Annotated in this window: 17 protein-coding genes and 2 pseudogenes; 4 read left to right on the top strand and 15 right to left on the bottom strand. The window is 39.1% G+C overall.

Features of this window, described 5'->3' with window-relative positions:
- The 6 genes and pseudogenes from HMPREF3263_RS10645 to rlmE form a co-directional block, all read right to left on the bottom strand.
- A pseudogene (locus HMPREF3263_RS10645) lies at nucleotides 1-228 on the bottom strand (histone); the annotation flags it as partial.
- Between the two features lie 252 nt (nucleotides 229-480).
- Nucleotides 481-963 carry a phosphohistidine phosphatase SixA gene (sixA, locus tag HMPREF3263_RS00150; protein WP_070852785.1) on the bottom strand — a complete coding sequence of 161 codons (483 nt, stop codon included), beginning with the start codon at nucleotides 961-963 and terminating at the stop codon, nucleotides 481-483.
- 70 nt (nucleotides 964-1033) lie between these two features.
- Nucleotides 1034-2368 carry a phosphoglucosamine mutase gene (gene glmM / locus HMPREF3263_RS00145; RefSeq protein WP_049365547.1) on the bottom strand — a complete coding sequence of 445 codons (1335 nt, stop codon included), beginning with the start codon at nucleotides 2366-2368 and terminating at the stop codon, nucleotides 1034-1036.
- Nucleotides 2369-2444: 76 nt separating this feature from the next.
- A complete protein-coding gene (folP, locus tag HMPREF3263_RS00140; protein ID WP_005696194.1) occupies nucleotides 2445-3272 on the bottom strand; it encodes a dihydropteroate synthase in 828 nt (275 codons plus the stop codon).
- A 114-nt stretch (nucleotides 3273-3386) separates the two neighbouring features.
- Nucleotides 3387-5285, bottom strand: a complete 1899-nt coding sequence (gene ftsH / locus HMPREF3263_RS00135) for an ATP-dependent zinc metalloprotease FtsH (protein WP_070852784.1) — start codon at nucleotides 5283-5285, stop codon at nucleotides 3387-3389.
- 96 nt (nucleotides 5286-5381) lie between these two features.
- Nucleotides 5382-6014 carry a 23S rRNA (uridine(2552)-2'-O)-methyltransferase RlmE gene (gene rlmE / locus HMPREF3263_RS00130; protein WP_005697532.1) on the bottom strand — a complete coding sequence of 211 codons (633 nt, stop codon included), beginning with the start codon at nucleotides 6012-6014 and terminating at the stop codon, nucleotides 5382-5384.
- A gap of 166 nt (nucleotides 6015-6180) precedes the next feature.
- Here rlmE and yhbY point away from each other — a divergent pair, with 166 nt between their 5' ends.
- Nucleotides 6181-6480, top strand: a complete 300-nt coding sequence (gene yhbY, locus HMPREF3263_RS00125; protein ID WP_005696198.1) for a ribosome assembly RNA-binding protein YhbY — start codon at nucleotides 6181-6183, stop codon at nucleotides 6478-6480.
- A gap of 32 nt (nucleotides 6481-6512) precedes the next feature.
- Here the strand turns inward: yhbY and greA are convergent, their stop codons facing one another.
- The gene (gene greA, locus HMPREF3263_RS00120) at nucleotides 6513-6989 is read right to left on the bottom strand and encodes a transcription elongation factor GreA (protein ID WP_005696199.1); all 477 of its coding nucleotides are present in this window, start codon (nucleotides 6987-6989) and stop codon (nucleotides 6513-6515) included.
- A 152-nt stretch (nucleotides 6990-7141) separates the two neighbouring features.
- On the opposite strand from greA, the pseudogene dacB reads away from it, so the two are divergent.
- Nucleotides 7142-8580: pseudogene (gene dacB, locus HMPREF3263_RS00115) on the top strand (serine-type D-Ala-D-Ala carboxypeptidase).
- A 126-nt stretch (nucleotides 8581-8706) separates the two neighbouring features.
- Here dacB and purF read toward each other — a convergent pair.
- From purF to yfbV, 3 genes are all read right to left on the bottom strand, one after another.
- Complete coding sequence (purF, locus tag HMPREF3263_RS00110) at nucleotides 8707-10224, bottom strand: amidophosphoribosyltransferase (RefSeq protein WP_049371332.1); 1518 nt, start codon at nucleotides 10222-10224, stop codon at nucleotides 8707-8709.
- A gap of 14 nt (nucleotides 10225-10238) precedes the next feature.
- Nucleotides 10239-10730: a CvpA family protein gene (locus HMPREF3263_RS00105; protein WP_005696203.1), complete on the bottom strand. Its 492-nt coding sequence runs from the start codon at nucleotides 10728-10730 to the stop codon at nucleotides 10239-10241.
- Nucleotides 10731-10833: 103 nt separating this feature from the next.
- A complete protein-coding gene (gene yfbV, locus HMPREF3263_RS00100; RefSeq protein WP_005696204.1) occupies nucleotides 10834-11280 on the bottom strand; it encodes a terminus macrodomain insulation protein YfbV in 447 nt (148 codons plus the stop codon).
- Nucleotides 11281-11501: 221 nt separating this feature from the next.
- On the opposite strand from yfbV, the gene HMPREF3263_RS00095 reads away from it, so the two are divergent.
- Nucleotides 11502-12707: an acetate kinase gene (locus HMPREF3263_RS00095; protein WP_070852783.1), complete on the top strand. Its 1206-nt coding sequence runs from the start codon at nucleotides 11502-11504 to the stop codon at nucleotides 12705-12707.
- 64 nt (nucleotides 12708-12771) lie between these two features.
- Complete coding sequence (pta, locus tag HMPREF3263_RS00090) at nucleotides 12772-14223, top strand: phosphate acetyltransferase (protein WP_049371334.1); 1452 nt, start codon at nucleotides 12772-12774, stop codon at nucleotides 14221-14223.
- A gap of 87 nt (nucleotides 14224-14310) precedes the next feature.
- Here the strand turns inward: pta and rnd are convergent, their stop codons facing one another.
- The 5 genes from rnd to HMPREF3263_RS00065 all read right to left on the bottom strand — a co-directional run bounded on the left by rnd (nucleotide 14311) and on the right by HMPREF3263_RS00065 (nucleotide 20464).
- Entirely contained in the window at nucleotides 14311-15462 is a 1152-nt protein-coding gene (rnd, locus tag HMPREF3263_RS00085; protein WP_049371335.1) for a ribonuclease D, read from the bottom strand.
- Between the two features lie 69 nt (nucleotides 15463-15531).
- Nucleotides 15532-17220: a long-chain-fatty-acid--CoA ligase FadD gene (fadD, locus tag HMPREF3263_RS00080; protein ID WP_065242650.1), complete on the bottom strand. Its 1689-nt coding sequence runs from the start codon at nucleotides 17218-17220 to the stop codon at nucleotides 15532-15534.
- Nucleotides 17221-17265: 45 nt separating this feature from the next.
- On the bottom strand, nucleotides 17266-17808 hold the full coding sequence (locus HMPREF3263_RS00075) for a Slp family lipoprotein (protein ID WP_065242649.1): 543 nt from the start codon (nucleotides 17806-17808) through the stop codon (nucleotides 17266-17268).
- A 20-nt stretch (nucleotides 17809-17828) separates the two neighbouring features.
- Nucleotides 17829-18539: a tRNA (adenosine(37)-N6)-threonylcarbamoyltransferase complex dimerization subunit type 1 TsaB gene (gene tsaB, locus HMPREF3263_RS00070; protein ID WP_049376441.1), complete on the bottom strand. Its 711-nt coding sequence runs from the start codon at nucleotides 18537-18539 to the stop codon at nucleotides 17829-17831.
- Between the two features lie 2 nt (nucleotides 18540-18541).
- On the bottom strand, nucleotides 18542-20464 hold the full coding sequence (locus HMPREF3263_RS00065; RefSeq protein WP_070852782.1) for a DNA repair helicase YoaA: 1923 nt from the start codon (nucleotides 20462-20464) through the stop codon (nucleotides 18542-18544).
- Nucleotides 20465-20572 lie beyond the last annotated feature (108 nt).

The raw sequence follows: 20572 nt of genomic DNA, 5'->3' as shown, positions 1-20572 counted from the left end.
TGCATCTTTTGCCTCAGCCATTTTATTTGCAGCTGAATCTTTTGCGTCAATTGCCGCATTTTTAACATCAGTTGCAACTTCTTTTGCTGCATCTTTAACTTGTGTTGCTGCATTTGCTGTTGCATCTTTTGCTGCTTCAACTTTTTGAGCTGTTTCTTGTTTATCGAAACAACCAGTTACGGCTAAAGATGCACCTAATACTAATACGGCTAATACTGATTTTTTCATTGTCATTCTCCATTTTATAATTAAGAATTAATCCAAAGCCATTTGCTTTGTGCGACTTAGTCTACGCAAAAAAACTCAAAAGAAAACACCTTCAAAAAAAATTTACATTTCTAAAGACATCACTTTTTGAGATTTTCTTTAAAAATCACTCGTAACTAAATGATTTTAAATAAGTTAGATAAAAGTTCCACAGAAAAATTTTATTTTTTGTAAAGATGGAAATTTATTTTTTTTGTATTTTTTTTAATCAACTTAATCATTTTCTTTTGGATAATGAAAAGCTTCAATGCTGCCTTTTTCACCATTCCAGTCAATTTGAACAATCGTTGAAGGGTAAAAACTGATTGGATTTCGCTTGCCATAAAGCTCTGAAACAATACTGCCCACTAAAGGTAAATGAGAAACAAGCAAAATACTTTCAACACCTTGTTCCTGTAAAACAGATAAATAATCTGCTACTAGCGTCGCATTCCCGTAAGGTGTAATCCCACTCCAAGTTTCAACATCATTAAGAATATTGTCTAACGCTGCATTGACGAGCTCAAACGTTTCTTGTGCTCTTACATAAGGACTGACAATCACTTTCTGAACTGAAAGTGCGGTTGAATTTAGATGGTTTTTAAGCCATTGACCTTGTAATATTGATTGTTTGCGTCCATAGTCGGTTAAATGCCGAGCCTCGTCTGATGAAGAGACAACTTCAGCTTCTCCATGACGCATAATAAAAATTTTCATGTCTTTGCTTTCCTAAAAATAATAAAAGATAAATTTTATGGATCAAAAATGGGGGCAAGCCCCCACTTTATTAATTCGCTTTCACTGCTTCTGCAATTTCTTCTGCACATTGTTTTGCAAGTACACCGTCTTCACATTCGACCATGACGCGAATAAGAGGCTCAGTACCAGACTTACGCAGTAAAATTCGACCTTTGCCTTCTAAACGTTTTTCCACATCTGCAGCTACCGCTTTTACCGCTTCACTTTCTAATGGATTATCACCACCAGCAAAACGAACATTAATGAGTACTTGAGGGAATAATTTCACCGCACTTGCAAGCTCGTTTAAAGATAAACGATGTTGAACCATTGCACTTAATACAGCTAGTGATGCAATAATACCATCACCTGTCGTATTTTTATCAGCAATAATGATATGGCCTGAGTTTTCTCCGCCTAGCGTCCAGCTATGTTCTACCATTTTTTCTAACACATAACGGTCGCCAACGTTAGCTCGCACAAAAGGTACACCTAACATTTTTAACGCAATCTCTAAGCTCATATTACTCATTAATGTGCCCACTACGCCACCTTTTAGCTGACCTGAACGTAAAGCTTCACGAGCAATAATGAAAAGGATTTGGTCACCATCTACTTTATTACCTAAGTGATCCACCATCATAATACGGTCACCATCACCATCATAAGCGAGACCAACATCTGCTTTAGTTTCAAGCACTTTTTCCTGTAACGCTTTTACATCGGTTGCACCACATTTTTCATTGATATTGATTCCGTTTGGATCAGTACCAATTTCAATCACTTCCGCACCTAACTCACGTAATACATTTGGCGCAATATGATAGGTTGCGCCATTTGCGCAATCCACCACAATTTTATAACCATCTAAACCTAAATGAGCAGGGAAAGTGCTTTTACAAAATTCAATATAACGTCCTGCGGCATCACTGATACGGCTTGCTTTACCTAAATCAGCAGACTCCACACAATCCATTGGCTGATCAAGCATGGCTTCAATCGCTTCTTCAATATCATCTGGTAATTTTGTGCCTTGTGAAGAGAAGAATTTAATCCCGTTATCATAATAAGGGTTATGTGATGCCGAAATGACAATACCCGCTTCTAAACGGAAAGTGCGGGTTAAATACGCCACGGCAGGTGTTGGCATTGGACCGGTAAATGCAGCAGTTAATCCTGCCGCAGCTAAACCTGCTTCAAGTGCAGATTCCAACATATAACCTGAAATACGAGTATCTTTCCCGATTAATACCGTGCGAGAACCTTGAGAGGCTAAAACTTTACCCGCTGCCCAACCTAATTTTAATGCGAAATCAGGTGTGATTGGATATGTACCTACTTTTCCACGTACACCATCAGTACCAAAATATTTACGATTTGCCATGTTTATTCCTTATTAAATTTGAATAATGATGTTGCAGAAATCATTAGTTCTACAACATATAAAATCTGTTAGTTTTTTACGCTTGTTGCGTTGCCTGCCATACCTTCAAGGCATCTGCCGTTGCAGCTACATCATGTACACGCAAAATTGTCGCACCATTTTGAGCAGCAATTAATGCCCCAGCTACACTTCCTACAACACGTTCAGTCACGGGCTTATCTAATACAGCACCAATCATCGATTTACGTGAAAGCCCTGCTAAAACAGGATATCCACTATCACAGAAGTGAGCCAACTGTTGTAAAAGTTTATAGTTATGCTGTACTGTTTTACCAAAACCAAAGCCCATATCCCAAATAATATTTTCTTTGGCAATGCCCACTGCTAAACAAGCTTGAGTTCTATCGCTTAAAAATTGATAAACATCTTGAACCACATCATTGTAATGTGGATTAGCTTGCATTGTGCGTGGCTGCCCCTGCATGTGCATGATACAAGTGGGTAAATTCAACTGTCCTGCTATTTCTAGTGCGCCAGGTTCACGTAGTGCACGAATATCATTGATTAAATCCATGCCAACTTTAGCTGCTTCTTGCATAACAATTGCTTTAGAGGTATCCACTGAAATCCAACAATCAAAACGTTTTTGCACGGCTTCAACAAGAGGTATCACCCGTTGCAATTCTTCAAACTCAGAGACTTCTTCCGCCATCGGGCGAGTTGACTCTCCTCCAATATCAATAATTGTTGCACCTTCTTTCAGCATCTTTTCAACTTGAAATAATGCCTTGTCTAGACTGAAAAACTGCCCGCTATCAGAAAACGAATCAGGTGTGAAATTCAAAATCCCCATAATTTGAGGGAATGATAAATCTAGACATTTGTTATTAGCATAAAGTTTCATAAAGTGCGGTCAATTTTTAAATCAAATTTGAAAGGTTAGATTATAACGGAATATAGTAATGAAAAGAATGAAATAATAAATAAAAAAGCCTTCCCAATTAGGAAGGCTTTAATTTTATGCTTCAGAATCTTCTGAATGATTAACCGCACTTTCAGTTTTCTGTTCTTGCGGTTTTGCTGTTGGTTTCGTGTCTTTGTTATCTTCCCAACCAGATGGTGGTGTAACAGGTTCACGATTCATTAGTTGTTTGATTTGTTCTTCTTCAATAGTTTCATATTTCACTAACGCATCTTTCATGGCGTGAAGAATATCCATATTGTCGATCAAAATCTGTCTTGCTCTCGCATAGTTACGATTCACAATCGCACGAACTTCTTCATCAATTGCATGTGCTGTTTCATCAGACATATGTTTTGCTTTCGCCATTGAGCGACCTAGGAACACTTCCCCCTCATCTTCGGTATAAAGAATCGGACCTAGTTTATCTGAGAAGCCCCATTGAGTCACCATATTACGTGCAATATTGGTTGCCACTTTAATATCGTTAGATGCACCGGTAGAAATATTTTCTTCACCGTAAATCAAATCTTCTGCTAAACGTCCTGCATAAAGAGTTGAAAGTTTACTTTCTAATTGTTTTTGGCTGATACTAATTTGATCACCTTCAGGCAAGAAGAAAGTCACACCTAATGCGCGGCCACGAGGAATAATCGTGACTTTATGTACAGGATCATGTTCTGGCACTAAGTAACCCACAATCGCGTGACCCGCTTCATGGTACGCTGTCGATTCTTTTTGTTTATCCGTCATGATCATGGTACGACGCTCTGGTCCCATATTGATCTTATCTTTTGCTTTTTCAAACTCAAGCATCGATACAGTGCGTTTATTGCTACGAGCAGCAAATAATGCAGCTTCATTAACCAAGTTCGCTAAATCCGCACCTGAATAACCTGGTGTACCACGAGCAAGTGTCATCGCATCAACATCATCAGCAACAGGCACTTTACGCATGTGTACTTTTAAAATTTGCTCACGGCCTTTCACATCCGGTAAACCCACAACAACTTGACGGTCAAAACGGCCTGGACGAGTTAATGCAGGGTCAAGTACATCTGGACGGTTAGTTGCTGCAATAACAATTACGCCTTCATTACCACCGAAACCATCCATTTCAACTAACATCTGGTTAAGGGTTTGTTCACGCTCATCGTGCCCACCACCTAAACCAGCGCCACGTTGGCGACCTACCGCATCGATTTCATCAATAAAGATTAAGCATGGTGCATTTTTCTTCGCTTGCTCGAACATATCACGTACACGAGAAGCACCAACGCCCACAAACATCTCCACAAAGTCAGAACCTGAAATGGTAAAGAAAGGTACTTTTGCTTCACCCGCAATGGCCTTAGCTAATAAAGTTTTACCTGTACCTGGAGGGCCAACCATCAAAATCCCTTTTGGAATTTTACCACCCAGGTTTTGGAATTTTTTAGGTTCACGCAAGAAATCAACTACTTCACCGACTTCTTCTTTTGCCTCGTCGCAACCTGCAACATCCGCAAAAGTCACTTTGATTTGATCTTGGTTCAGCATTTTAGCGCGGCTTTTACCAAAACTCATGGCCTTACCACCGCCACCTTGCATTTGACGCATGAAGAAAATCCATACCCCTACAAGGAATAACATTGGGAACCACGAAATTAAAATTTGTGATAATAAACTGCGTTTTTCAAAAGGCGTACCTTCGATTTTAACTTTTTTATTTAGTAAGTCATCTAAGAGCTTTTTATCTTCCAACGGTGGCATGACGGTCATATATTTAGAACCATCATTTTTGGTCACGGTGATTTCATTCGCATCAAAACGCGCTTCTTTCACTTGGCTATTACTCACATCATACACAAAGGTTGTGTAATCTGTTGAGTCACTCACGCCATTGGAATTAAAACTTTGGTAAGCTGTCATCATGACAATTGCTACCACAACCCATAGAACTAGATTTTTGACCATATCGTTCAAGGTTTAACCTGCCTTTCTTAAGTTAATTAAAATTAAACGAGATACTATCTCATCCCCGACACAATGAAAAGCTATCAAAGCAATTATCTATTCGCCTTTATAACCGCTTGCTACAATATAAACTTCGCGAGAGCGCCCACGAGAAGCTTCTGGCTTACGCACTTTTACGACACTAAAGAGTGAACGAATTTCGCGCAGATACTCGTCAAAACCTTCTCCTTGGAATACTTTGACCACAAAACTGCCTTTTTTTGCCAAAACTTGCTTACACATATCTAAAGCCAGTTCAACTAAATACATTGCACGAGGAATATCAACAGATGGCATGCCGCTAAAATTTGGCGCCATATCAGACATCACTACATCAACTTTTGCTTCACCAACTCGTTCTAATAATGCATTCAGCACATTTTCGTCACGAAAATCGCCTTGCAAGAAATCCACGCCGACAATTGGGTTCATATCCAAAATATCACAAGCAATCACTCGACCTTTTCCACCAATTTGGCTCACAACATACTGTGACCAACCACCTGGTGCGGCACCGAGATCCACCACTGTCATTCCCGGTTTAAACAATTTATCCGTTTGTTGAATTTCATCTAACTTAAAGTAAGCTCGTGAGCGTAATTTTTGTTTATGTGCTTTCTGAACAAACGGATCTTTAAAATGTTCGTTTAGCCAACGAGAAGAACTCGCCGAACGTTTTTTCTTTCCCATAATCTCTTTCTTTTGTACTATTTTTTGTAGTAGTTTCGTCTATATTTGGGTACAATCTGCCAAATTCAAGGCTAGACTTACCAAAAAGTGCTGAAAAACCACGTTTTTTCTGACCGCTCTTTTCGGTCTTTTTTTGACTCATATTCATCTATTTAAAGGATTCCTTATGACAATATTATCAACAAAACAAAAACAATTTTTAAAAGGACTCGCTCATCACCTTAGCCCTGTCGTTATGCTTGGCGGTAACGGCTTAACCGAAGGTGTATTAGCCGAAATCGATAATGCATTAAATCATCACGAATTAATCAAAGTAAAAATTGCTGGCGCAGATCGCGAAACCAAACAATTAATCATTGATGCGATTGTTCGTGAAACCAAATCATCTAATGTTCAAACCATCGGACATATTTTGGTGCTTTATCGACCAAGCGAGGAAGGTAAAATCCAGCTGCCTCGTAAATAATTGTTATCCCCTCAATTTGAGGGGATGTTTTTTTAGATGTAATTTACTTCAATAATCTCGAACTCAACCGCTCCACCTGGTGTGGTAATATTCACGGTATCATCCAACTCTTTCCCTACCAAGCCACGAGCAATCGGTGAATTCACAGAAATCAAACCTGATTTAATATCTGCCTCATCATCGCCCACAATTTGGTAAGTGACTTCTTCATCAGTATCGGTATTCACTAATACAACTGTCGCACCAAAAATAACTTTTCCGTTATTTGGTAATTTAGTGACATCGATAACCTGACAATTTGCAAGTTTGCTTTCAATTTCTTGAATGCGTCCTTCGCAAAAACCTTGTTGTTCACGCGCAGCGTGATATTCTGCATTTTCTTTTAAGTCACCATGCTCACGTGCTTCTGCAATCGCCTTGATAATTTCAGGGCGACGCTCATTCTTTAAGAAATCTAATTCTTGACGTAATAGCTCCGCACCGCGCACGGTCATTGGAATTTGTTTCATTCTTTTTCCTTGAAATTTGGTAAAAACAAAACCACGACAACGTCTTGCAACCTTGCCGCAGTCAATGAAAAATAAAAAATGATTTACTCTATTGAGTTCGGAGCTTATTATTATTCGTCTTGAGAAAAATAGCAACCATAACAGAACTAAAAATGACTAAAAAATCTTCTATTTCGACTGCACTTAAAGCGGCATTTATCACACTCGGCTTTTCTTTTTCCTCTATGGCTGAAGTTAATGTGGCTTCTATTACCCAATACCTACCTGAAGGTGCTTCTGCGAGTATCATTGCCAAAAACCTTAATAAAGATCAAATTATCGCGGATTACAATGGTTCAACGTTTATGTTGCCTGCCAGTACACAAAAAGTGTTCACAGCCGTTGCTGCTAAATTAGTATTAGGTGATGCCTTCCAGTTTGAAACCTCACTTTTAAGTAACGGAAAAATTCAGAATAATGTTTTAGAAGGCGATCTTATTGTGCAATTTACTGGCGATCCCGATCTAACTAGCGGACAACTTTATAGCCTATTAGCTAATTTAAAAAACCAAGGCATTCAGAAAATCAATGGTGATCTTATTTTAGATACCTCTGTATTTGCTAGCCATGATCGTGGGTTAGGTTGGATTTGGAACGATCTTACGATGTGCTTTAACTCCCCTCCAGCTGCAGCAAATATCGATAATAACTGTTTCTATGCCGAACTAGATGCAAATCAACCTGTAGGTGAAACAGTCAAAATTAACGTTCCTGCTCAATTCCCTATTCAAGTTTTCGGGCAAGTTTATATTGTGGATCAGCAAGAAGCCGGTTATTGCCAGTTAGACGTCGTTGTCCATGACAATAATCGCTATCAGGTAAAAGGCTGTATTGCACGCCAAACTAAACCATTTGGGCTTAGCTTCGCCGTGCAAGATCCAGATGCCTACGCTGCTGCCATTATTCAACGTCAATTAAAACGTCTTGGTATTGAATTTACCGGTCAGGTAAAACAACCTCAAAAACCACAGCAAGGACAAAACTCGCTCAGCATTTATCTAAACCGTTGCCTGAGCTATTGAAAAAAATGATGAAAAAATCGGATAACCAAATTGCCGATGCCTTATTTAGAGCGGTAGCCTACAACTATTATAAACGCCCTGCTTCATTCCAATTAGGCACATTAGCGGTGAAATCCGTATTACAAAAACAAGGCATTAAATTTGGTAACAGCATTTTAGCCGATGGTTCGGGTCTTTCTCGTCATAATTTAGTTGCACCGAAAACCATGCTTTCAGTCTTGGAATACATCGCTAAAAACGAAGATAAATTACACTTAATGGAAACTTTCCCAATTGCAGGTGTGGACGGCACAATCAGTGGGCGTGGTAGCTTAATTAATCCACCACTGGTGAAAAATGTTATCGCTAAAACTGGCTCACTGAAAGGTGTCTATAACCTTGCCGGTTTTATGACCAATGCACGAGGTGAAAAAGTAGCTTTCGTTCAATTTATCAATGGTTATTCGACTGGTGATTTAGAAAGTAAGACAAAACGAGCACCACTTGTGCAATTTGAAAGTACACTTTATAACGATTTTTATAAAGACTAAAACGCATAAAAAAATGACCGCACTTTGAATACATCAAGTGCGGTCATTTTTCTTTATATTTAACCAAAAAGAAAAAGCACTAAACGCTTCATTAAATTTAGTGCTTTTTTACGACCTTAAATGCGATTAACCTTCATTATGAATTTCAAGGTTGCTTGCATCTTTTTCACGTTTTTTCTTTGCCGAATCACTCCGTTGAGAAGCGATGCTATCAAGGTATTCTGGTGTGATATCGCCCGTAATATATTCACCAGTAAAGACTGAACAATCAAAGCCTTGAATAGCTGGATTTTCTTGGCGTACTGATTCAGTCAACGCCTCAAGATCTTGGAAAACTAATTTATCTACGCCAATCAATTTCGCAATTTCATCAACATTGCGGCCATAGGCAATAAGTTCTTGTTTTGTAGGCATATCAATACCGTATACATTCGGATAACGAATTTCTGGTGCCGCAGATGCAAAGTAAATTTTCTTCGCACCTGCTGCTCTAGCCATACTCACAATTTGTTCAGATGTTGTACCACGAACAATAGAATCATCGACTAATAACACGTTTTTATCTTTGAATTCTGCTTTAATCGTATTGAGCTTGCGACGGACTGAACTGATACGTTGTGCTTGGCCAGGCATGATAAATGTACGGCCAACATAGCGGTTTTTCACAAAACCTTGACGATAAGGTTTGCCTAAAATTTTTGCAATCTGTAAAGCAATATCTGTTGAAGTTTCAGGTACAGGAATCACCACATCAATATTATCGGCTTCATCAACCCATTCTTTTGCAATTTTCTTACCTAAATGTTCGCCCATGTGAACACGTGCGGCATAAACAGACACGCCGTCTATTGTTGAATCAGGACGAGCAAAGTACACGTATTCAAAAATACACGGATTTAAGACCGCACTTTCTGCACACTGCTCTGCATAAAGCTGGCCATCAAAGGTCACATAAATCGCTTCGCCTGGCGCAACATCACGTACTAATTCAAAACCTGCAACATCTAACGCCACACTTTCAGAGGCAAACATATACTCTACAGAGCCGTTTTCTTCTCGTTTACCTAACACGAGTGGACGAATACCAAACGGATCACGAAATGCCACCATGCCATGTCCAATAATCATCGCTAAGCATGCATAAGCACCACGGATATCTTTGTGTGTTGCACGAATTGCATCAAAAATGTCTTGCGGATCGAGATGGTATTTATTCACTCTATCTAAATGATTTGCAAGAATATTGAGAAGAAGTTCTGAATCCGAATTGGTGTTTACATGACGGCGGGCTTCTTTGAATAATTTATCTTTTAATTCGGCTGAGTTGGTTAAGTTGCCATTGTGAACGAGGGTTAAACCATAAGGTGAGTTAACGTAGAAAGGTTGAGCTTCAGATACGCTTGAACTGCCGGCGGTTGGATAACGTACATGTCCGAGGCCGGCATGACCTTGCAAACGTAACATATGTTCTTGTCTGAATACATCGCTTACAAGACCATTAGCCTTACGCAAACGAAAGCGGTTTTCATCATCGATTGTGACAATCCCCGCTGCATCTTGACCTCGATGCTGTAATAACGTTAATGCTGCATAAATGGATTCATTAACCGGATTTTGGCTAACGATACCGACAATTCCACACATACTGATTGACTACCTTATTGTTTAAAAGTTGAGTTTAAAAAACTAGAACTTGCTTGTAGTTGTTGGAAGAACCATTCAATAATGAAGCCGAAATGAGGAATTAATTTTGATTCTTTCCACCAATCGGTTTGTTCAAAGTTAGTGAAGGTATCCAAGAAGAATAAGATCGCAGCTACGATTAACGCACCACGAATTAAGCCAAATGCCGCACCGAGAACACGATCTGTTCCGGTAAGTCCTGTTTTATCCACTAATTGGCTAATCACATAGTTAACAATGCCACCTACAATTAAGGTTAAAACAAATAAAATGCCGATTGCTGTGCCATTACGCACGTAGTCAGATTCGATTTGAGTAAGATAAGTGGCGAGATAAGGATAAAATTGGCTAGCGACAATAAATGCAACGACCCAACTTGCAAGGGACATCACCTCTCGCACAAACCCACGTAATAAACTCACGATAATCGAAAATGCGATGATGCCAATGATAATGTAATCAATCATTAAATAGTCTCTCAATTAAAAAGGGTCGCCATTGCGACCGCAGTATTTTACATAAAAAACAACAAAAGGAAAACGTTTGCGTCAATTAAATTTTGGCCCTTGGCTAGATTTCCTGCCAAAATGCTTTGTCTAATTTTTGCTGTGCCTTTTGTAGTACTTCTGCCAAGTGCTGATATGTCGGTTTATCTTGCATGGTTGGCGAACTTTCATGTTGTTTTCTTAAACGTTCACTAATCTCATAAAACCACTGAGAACTTTGCGGTTCTAACGGTGATTTTGCACGTTTTCCCAACCAATATAAGCCTTGAAGTGGCATCACTAACGCACAAAGTGCGGTCAAAATAGCAATCGCCAATGCAGTAAGATCCATCTTAGCATAAAGCTGTTGCCAAACCACTGCGAATACCGCCATAAAAGGCATAAATTTTTGTGCAAATTTTGTGGCTTTAATAATGCGATTTTCGGGAAAAATAATGCCGAGCTTCGCTTCTAATGGCCACGTTTGCAAATAAATTTGCCCTTGTTTTAAGGTTGAAAAAAATGATGACATAAAAACATCCTTGAAAATAACCGCACTTATAATACTCTAGTTTAGGTTTAATTGTCATCCCTAACTAGAAACTGTTGAAATTTTCAACTTTTCTAATAAAAAATCGTATTTTTGCCCTCCAGTTAATTTATTTTATACGATAAAAGGTGTATCCTATGTAGGATTTATACTCCGTTCTTTTGAATGGATTTTTATTAACCTCAATCAAAAATAGGGTTCCTATGTCAAAACTTGTTCTCATCCTTAACTGTGGTAGTTCTTCATTAAAATTTGCAATCCTTGATCCTGCAACAGGTGAAGAAAAATTATCAGGCTTAGCAGAAGCATTTTACCTTCCTGAAGCTCGTATAAAATGGAAACTTAACGGTGAAAAAGGTAGCGCAGATTTAGGTGCTGGTGCAGCGCATACTGAAGCGCTTAACTTCATTGCGTCAAACATTATGACTGATGAGCTTAAAAACTCTATCACCTCGATTGGTCACCGTATCGTTCACGGTGGTGAGAAATATACTCAATCTGTTGTCGTAACAGATGAAGTGATTAAAGGTATTGAAGATGCTGCACAATTTGCACCACTTCACAACCCTGCTCACTTAATCGGTATCCGTGAAGCATTCAAAACATTCCCACACTTAAAAGATAAGAACGTTGTCGTATTTGATACAGCATTCCACCAAACCATGCCAGAAGAAGCATACTTATATGCACTTCCATACTCACTTTACAAAGAACACGGCGTACGTCGATACGGTGCACACGGTACCAGCCACTACTTCGTTTCTCGTGAAGTCGCTGAATACGTAGGCAAACCAGCAGACCAAGTAAACGCAATTATCTGTCACTTAGGTAACGGTGGTTCTGTTTCTGTGGTTCGTAGCGGTAAATGTATCGACACATCTATGGGTTTAACCCCGTTAGAAGGTTTAGTCATGGGTACACGTTGTGGTGACATCGACCCTGCGATCATTTTCTATCTATACAAAAACTTAGGTATGTCAATGGATCAAATCGAAGAGACTTTAGTAAAAAAATCAGGTCTTTTAGGTTTAACTGAAGTAACAAGCGACTGTCGTTATGCAGAAGATAACTACGACGATGCATCTAAACCAGAAGCAAAACGTGCATTAGATGTTTACAGCTACCGTTTAGCAAAATACATTGGTGCATACATGGCTGTTTTAGGTGATGATCACTTAGATGCAATCGCATTTACGGGTGGTATCGGTGAAAACTCTGCTCACGTTCGTGAATTAGCCTTAGGCCACTTAAAATTATTCGGCATCAAATTAGACCAAGAACGCAACCTTGCTGCTCGCTTTGGTAAATCAGGCGTGATCACTGCTGATGACTCTGCATTCAAAGCAATCGTTCTTCCAACTAACGAAGAATTAGTAATTGCACAAGATACAGCACGTTTAGAGGGCTAATCAACTTCCTTCAAACCTGCTGAGAAATCAGCAGGTTTTTTCATTCATTAAAAGGTATATCAAAATGACTAAAGCAGTTATTCTTATTCCAACTAGCGCAGAAGCAAATTTAGTAGCAGCACTAGACGCAGCTAAAACAACAAGCGCTGTCGTATTCAATGCAGTAGAAGATGTAAAAGTAGCTCAAGCATTAATCGCAAATAATCAAAAAGACGTGTTGTTAGAAAAAATCGTGGCTGATTTCCAAGCATTAAATGCAAATCTAGTGATTGTTAAAGGTGTTCAACCTTCAGCTCAAGCGCCTTTTGCAAATAGCTTAAACTTCGCGATTGCGCAAACCTTAGATGCACAAATTATCTTAGTGGCAAACAATGAAGAAGGCACATTAGTAGAAGCCGTTGCTTCAGAGTTTGGCGGTGTGAATAACACTGACATCTTAGGTGTATTTGGTGCACAAGCAGGCAAAATTAAGGCTTTAGATGCACAAGCATTAGCTGCGGCAATCGCTGCACCACTTGCTCGTGAAGCTCGTATTTCTCCAGCAGCATTCCGTTTTAAATTAACTGATTTAGCACGCAAAGCAGGTAAAACCATCGTATTACCAGAAGGTGATGAACCTCGTACTGTTAAAGCGGCAGCAATCTGTGCTGAACGTGGTATCGCAAAATCGGTATTATTAGCGGATCCTGAATCAGTGAAAAAAGTTGCGGCTGAACAAGGCGTGACTTTAGGTGCTGACGTAACGATCATCAATCCAACTGACGTACGTGAAAACTACGTTGCTCGTTTAGTTGAATTACGTAAATCTAAAGGCTTAACTGAAGAACAAGCTCGCGCACAATTAGAAGACACCGTTGTATTAGGTACGATGATGTTAGAAGCAGGCGAAGTAGATGGTTTAGTCTCTGGTGCCGTTCACACCACTGCAAATACCATTCGTCCACCGATGCAAATCATTAAAACCGCACCAGGTAGCTCAATTATCTCGTCTGTATTCTTCATGTTATTACCAGACCAAGTATTAGTGTATGGTGACTGTGCTGTAAACCCAGAACCAACCGCTGAACAACTGGCTGAAATCGCAATCCAATCTGCTGAATCTGCAAAAGCATTTGGTTTAAATCCGAAAGTGGCAATGCTTTCTTACTCAACCGGTACTTCTGGTTCTGGTCAATCTGTAGAGAAAGTGAAAGAAGCTACCCGTATTGCACAAGAAAAACGTCCTGATTTATTAATCGACGGTCCATTACAATACGATGCAGCTGTAATGAAAGATGTAGCAGCGTCTAAAGCACCAAACTCTAAAGTAGCAGGTCAAGCAAACGTATTTGTATTCCCTGATATCAACGCGGGTAACATCGGCTATAAAGCGGTTCAACGTTCTGCTGATTTAGTCGCTGTAGGCCCAATGCTTCAAGGTATGCGTAAACCAGTTAATGACTTATCTCGAGGTGCATTAGTGGATGATATCATCTACACCATCGCATTAACCGCAATCCAAGCAACCCAAGCTTAATTAAAGCCATCGTTGTAAAACACTAAAGAAAATAACCGCACTTTTAATGATTCAAAGTGCGGTTATTTTTAGACTTGTTTTTAATGTCTATTCTACAGATTTTAAGTATTCAACCAGCTTTAAGCCAATTTCTCTTCTCCACCCTAAAAGTAAATCAGGCAGTTTTGTCATATCTTCATTTTTTAGCCAAACCCATTTGATGAGATCTTCTAAATTTCGTTTACTCGCCAGAATATCAAGGGTTAATCCTTTTGGGGTCAGTTCATAAGCTTTTTCTTGTAATAATCGAATTGCCTTTTTATAACGAGGATCATCCACAATACGCACTAAACGTTTAGGATAATCATAAGGGGAAATTCGGCGGCTTTGTGCTAACAATTGAAGCATTTTTTTACCACGCACACGGACTTCATTTTCAGATAATCCAAGCGCTAACATTTCTGATGTATTACGAGGATTATTTTTTGCCACTTTCCAAAGGTTATCCGATTTCACCACATAAGAAAGGGCTAAGTTTCGAGCCATTGCCGTTTCTTGTCGCCACTTAGCTAATAGCTGTAAACGCGCTAATTCGAGCGGATTCAATTTCCAAACATTCGGAATATCCAAATAAGCTTTATTTGGATCGCGATCGTCTAATTTACTGGTTTTCGAAATCGCAAGCTGGCAATCATCAATTACCGCTTGAAGCCAAGGTGATTGCGCTAATTCTATTTGCATCTTTTGATAGACCGGCAAGAGATACCATACATCCCCTGCGGCATATTGTAGCTGTACGGGGGAAAGTGGACGTTTTAGCCAGTTTGTACGTGTTGCCCCTTTATCCATTTCAATGCCTAAATAATGTAACACCAATTTGGCTAGGCCCACTGAATTAGCAAAACCTAAAAAACGCGCCATGATTTGTGTATCCATCATAGGTTGTGGAAGCGCATCAAACTCTTGCAAGAAAACCAATAAATCTTCATTACATGCATGCAAGATTTTTGTTACCTGCTGATCGCGTAATAATTCCACAAAAGGTGAAAAATCAGTGATGGATAAAGGATCGATCAATGAAACACGTTCACCATCATAAAGTTGAATTAATCCTAATTTAGGATAATAGGTTGATATCCGCATAAATTCGGTATCTAAAGCGACCGCACTTTGCTGACGAGCTAACTGACAAACCTGAGCCAGTTCTTCATTATTTTGAATTAACGTAAAGTGCGGTTGATTTTGGCATTCTTTTATCATTGTAATAGGATGTATTTTCAAATAGAGGTACAGACTAAACAGGGATATGAGTACATATCCCTGATTTAATTAATGTTGCGCGCGTTTTGCTATTTCTTCATCACGCAGTACGCGTCTTAAAATTTTGCCTACATTACTTTTCGGCAATTCATCACGAAACTCAATGTCTTTCGGAACTTTATAACCAGTGAGATGTTGTCGACAATGTTGGCGTAATTCATCACGCGTGAGGCTATCATCTTTCTTCACAACGAAGATTTTGATAGTTTCTCCCGACACTTCGTGTGGCATGCCGATAGCAACCACTTCAGCGACTTTATAATTTAGCATCACCACATCTTCAATTTCATTCGGATAAACATTAAAGCCTGAAACCAAGATCATATCTTTTTTGCGGTCAACAATACGGAGACTATAGCTCTCGTCCATAATGACGATATCACCCGTTGCCATCCAGCCATCTTGAAGCACTTCAGCTGTCGCTTCAGGACGTTGCCAATAACCACGCATGACTTGTTCACCTTTAACCCAAAGCTCTCCAGCTTCACCAAGTTGTGCTTCCGAGCCATCATCTTTGATAATTTTAATATCGGTATTTGGCACTGGTACACCGATTGTACCATTGTGTTTCACCACATTAATCGGACAAGCGGCAATTAGCGGTGAACATTCTGTCATGCCGTAACCTTCGATGATGTTACAGCCGGTTAAATCATGCCAACGCGTTGCGACCGATTGTTGGATCGCCATACCGCCGCCAACAGAAAGTTTTAATCGTGAAAAATCCACTTCTTTGAAATTTTCATTATTAAGTAGCGCATTAAACAAGGTATTTACCCCTGTAATCGCTTCAAAGCGGTATTTTTTAAGCTCTTTAACAAAACCATCAATATCACGAGGGTTCGTAATTAAGAGCGCGGTAACGCCAAGTTCTAAGAAGAGTAAACAATTTACCGTTAAGGCAAAAACATGATAAAGCGGTAAAGCCAGTACAGCAATGCGTTGCTTCGCATGATCGCCAATAAATGGCTCTGCAATCCACTTCGCTTGGAAAATATTGGTAATAATATTGCCATGTGTCAGCATTGCACCTTTGGCAACACCTGTTGTACCGCCTGTATACTGTAAAAAAGCTAAATCTTCACGATCCACTTGTGGACGAACATATTGGCGATATTTACCAATGCTTAGCACTTCACGGAAAGTCACTGCATTCGGTAATTTATATTTTGGCACTAACTTTTTGACGTATTTCACCACAAAATTGACCAAATTACGCTTACCAAAAGAAAGCTGATCACCCATTCTTGTTAAAATCACGTGTTTCACTTTAGTATTAAACACGATTTTTTCTAAGGTTGAAGCGAAGTTTGAAACAACAACAATCGCCGTTGCGCCGCTATCTTGTAACTGATGTTCTAATTCACGTGGGGTGTAAAGTGGATTCACGTTTACGACAACTAGGCCCGCTCGTAAGATACCGAAAAGCGCAATAGGATATTGCAATAAATTCGGCATCATGAGAGCAACACGATCACCACGTTTTAATTTCAATTCATTTTGTAAATATGCAGCAAATGCACGGCTTCGCTCTTCTAATTTGCGAAAAGTTAGCACTTGTCCCATATTGATATAAGCAGGACGGTCTGGATGCTCACGAATTGCTTTATCTAAAATATCAAGAATCGAATCATATTTTGAGGTATCCAGCGTGGTTGGTGAACCTTCTGGATAATTTTGAAACCAAACTTTTTCCATTTTTATCCTTATTCTTTGGAAATTTTTCTTAATTTTATCATTTAGTTAATAGAGATAATAGCGAATTTCAGGCTCGCCATACCAATAATACGGTCGTCTACCGAAAAAGCCCCAGTCATCCCACATATCATCTGGATAATAATAGCTTTGCGAAATCTTCCAGACACGATAATGATTGGTTTTAATAACCGGATAAATATAATTGGCTTGATCGACCTTGCCTTGTTCTGTTTTCAGCAAGGTACCACCAATTGTAATAAATTGATCTTTTAAGCTTTCTGGCTCCACAAAACCATCAAGATAACTGATAAAACGTCCATTAGGCTGTTCATCAATCATAGGTTTTGCTGAGGTTGAATAAACCGGATAGCTTAATACTTCAATTTTAGTTTTATTCGGCAAAGCTTGTGCGGTTAATACTTTTCCACCTAAACGAATTGATTTGCACTGACAGCTATAATCACTCGGTTGAATTGAAGATAATGATTTTAAAGTAAACTGCTCTTTTTCCAGCCCTTTCGGTGCATTAACACATCCCACTAATGTGACCGAAAGTGCGGTCAAAACTAAAATCGTTTTTTTATTCATCTTCAACTCCTTTTTGAAAATTATTCACGCCCAGGTAATTTTTTCCAAGTTACTTCATTACGTAAATAAACAGGTTCAATTTCTAAGGCGGATATGACTTTATTCTGAGCATAATCTGTTAAAGCAAGCTCAAGCATATATTGTGCAGAAGGTAAAATAACATCACTCCCTTCTAAACCACTGTCTTTAAATTGAGGATACGCAGCCCAACCAGTGCCGACCCGATAGGCGGTTAAATCTGAAAACTGTTCAATCACTTTTTCTGGTTGACAAACTTGCTCTTCAATAACTGAGTTCCATTGGTAAAACTCCCCCAATTCTGACCGCACTTTTTCTCGTTTTAGTTGCGAAAAATAGACTTCATTCATTCTCGCATCAATGGCCGTTGCGACATTTTCAGCTTGATGTAATTCAAATGCAGCCTGAGCCATTGCAGTTAAATTTGATACCGCAATAACAGGTAAATCAGCCCCTAATGCAAGCCCTTGAGCAATCCCTGCACCGACACGAACACCTGTAAAACTACCTGGACCGCGTCCAAATGCTAACGCATCTACTTGCTTCAAATTAATACCTGAATTGGCAAGCAACTCATCAATCATTGGAAGAATACGTTTTGTGTGTGTACGTTGTGCTAATTCATCTAAATATGTTTTTTCGCCTTTATGCCAAAGTGCAACAGAACAGGCCTCTGTTGAAGTATCAAGCGCTAATAAAGTGATATTTTTCATTATTAATCCATTTTCTCATTTTGTAAGAATTGTACCACTTTGTTGAGATCTCGGGTACGGGTTGAATTAGGTAAACTTTTTAGAAAGGTTTCACCGTAATTTCGCATCACAAGACGATTATCACAAATAATTACCGCACCACGATCCGTTACATCTCTAATTAGACGTCCTACACCTTGTTTCAGCGTAATAACCGCTTCAGGGATTTGTATATCATTAAATGGATCGCCACCTTGTAATCGGCAATCTTCAATACGTGCTTTTAGTAAAGGTTCATCTGGTGCGGTAAAAGGCAATTTATCAATAATGACTAAGGAAAGTGCGTCACCACGGACATCCACGCCTTCCCAAAAGCTAGAGGTGGCAACCAATACACTATGGGTTTCATGAATAAATTGTTCGAGTAATTTTGCTTTAGGCATTTCACCTTGCAATAAGATAGAAAGCTCACTATTTTCTCTAAAATACTCTGCCAAGCCTCTCATCATTAAATAGGAAGTACAAAGCACAAAGCATCGCCCTTTATTCGCTTCAATGATAGGCAACAACACGTCACCAAGAGATTGCAACGTATTATTTTGATTTGTTGCCGGTAAATAACGTGGTACACAAAGTAGCGATTGATTAGGATAATCAAAAGGACTGTGAAGAATTTTTTGTTCTGCTTGCTCAATACCAAGTCGCTGACAGAAATGATTAAAAGTGCCGCCGACTTCAAGCGTCGCTGAAGTAAAAATCCAAGCGGCTTCTTTATTATTTAACTGTTCACCAAATTTATCTGCGACAGTAAGTGGCGTAATATGCAAACCAAATTGTCGCCCCATACTTTCATACCAGTAACAATAACCAACAATGGCCGTATCACAAAGACGAATTAATTGATTCTTAATACTTTCAGTGCGTTCAAAAATACTATCCAAAGTCTGAGAGCGACCTAATGCAATCTTGATAACTTCAGAAAGAAACTCTATTTTTTCTTGCAATAATTCAACCGATTTTCTGACCGCACTTTGCTTAAATAGCTCACGCCAGTTTCCTCGCTGATTTCCTTCCCCAAGAAGAAGGCGAAAATCCTGAATGACTTTAAGCAATGTATCTGCAGTTGTGCCAAGCTGTGGCATATCTTTCAATTCTGTTCGATAAATAATATTGATATCTTTACATAAATCAAATAGCTGGCGAGATGTTAATGATTGACCAAAATACTGGCTTGCAATATCAGGGAGTTGATGTGCTTCGTCAAAAATAATAACTTCTGCATTAGGGATTAGCTCACCAAAGCCACTTTCTTTTACCGCCATATCAGCAAAGAAAAGATGGTGATTTACAACAACGAGATCTGCATTTAACGCTTTTTTACGAGCTTGTGCAACATAGCATTCAGCGTAGTTGGGACAATCTGTTCCCAAACAACTTTCCGCCGTGCTCGTTAATTGAGGCAAAATTGGACTGTCTTCAGCCAATTCAATACATTCTGTCAAATCACCTGTTTTCGTCGCATTATTCCATTTTCTTACTTTACTTAAATCGGCTAAAACAGATTTATCCCCAAGCACACCTTGAGCAATAACCTGATCCAGACGTTCTAAACATAAATAATTGGATCGCCCTTTCAATAACGCAATTTTTCCAGAATAATTTAAGGCTTTTTTTATGGCAGGTAGATCTCTTGAAAAAAGCTGATCTTGTAGATTTTTAGAGCCGGTTGAAATAATCGTTTTCTTTCCTGCAATAAGTGCCGGTGCTAAATAAGCAAAAGTCTTTCCAGTACCCGTTCCAGCTTCTACAACAAGCGGTCTCTTATTTTGGATAGCATATCCTACTGATTGAGCCATTTCGAGCTGTTCTGGTCGTGGCTTAAATCCTTTGATATTCTTACTCAATTCGCCATCACTGGAAAAAATTTTACTTATCTGTTTTTTCATAATGCTTGCTATCTAGAAATAGGCGAAGATTTTATCATTATTAGAGTCATTTACATATGCATTCTAATATTTTATATAAAACAAAAACCCCAAGCTCTTCAGCTCGGG

It is taken from the genome of Haemophilus sp. HMSC61B11 (assembly GCF_001838615.1).
GTDB lineage: Bacteria > Pseudomonadota > Gammaproteobacteria > Enterobacterales > Pasteurellaceae > Haemophilus_D > Haemophilus_D parainfluenzae_AD.
This window is presented reverse-complemented; position numbering and strand designations above follow the sequence as displayed.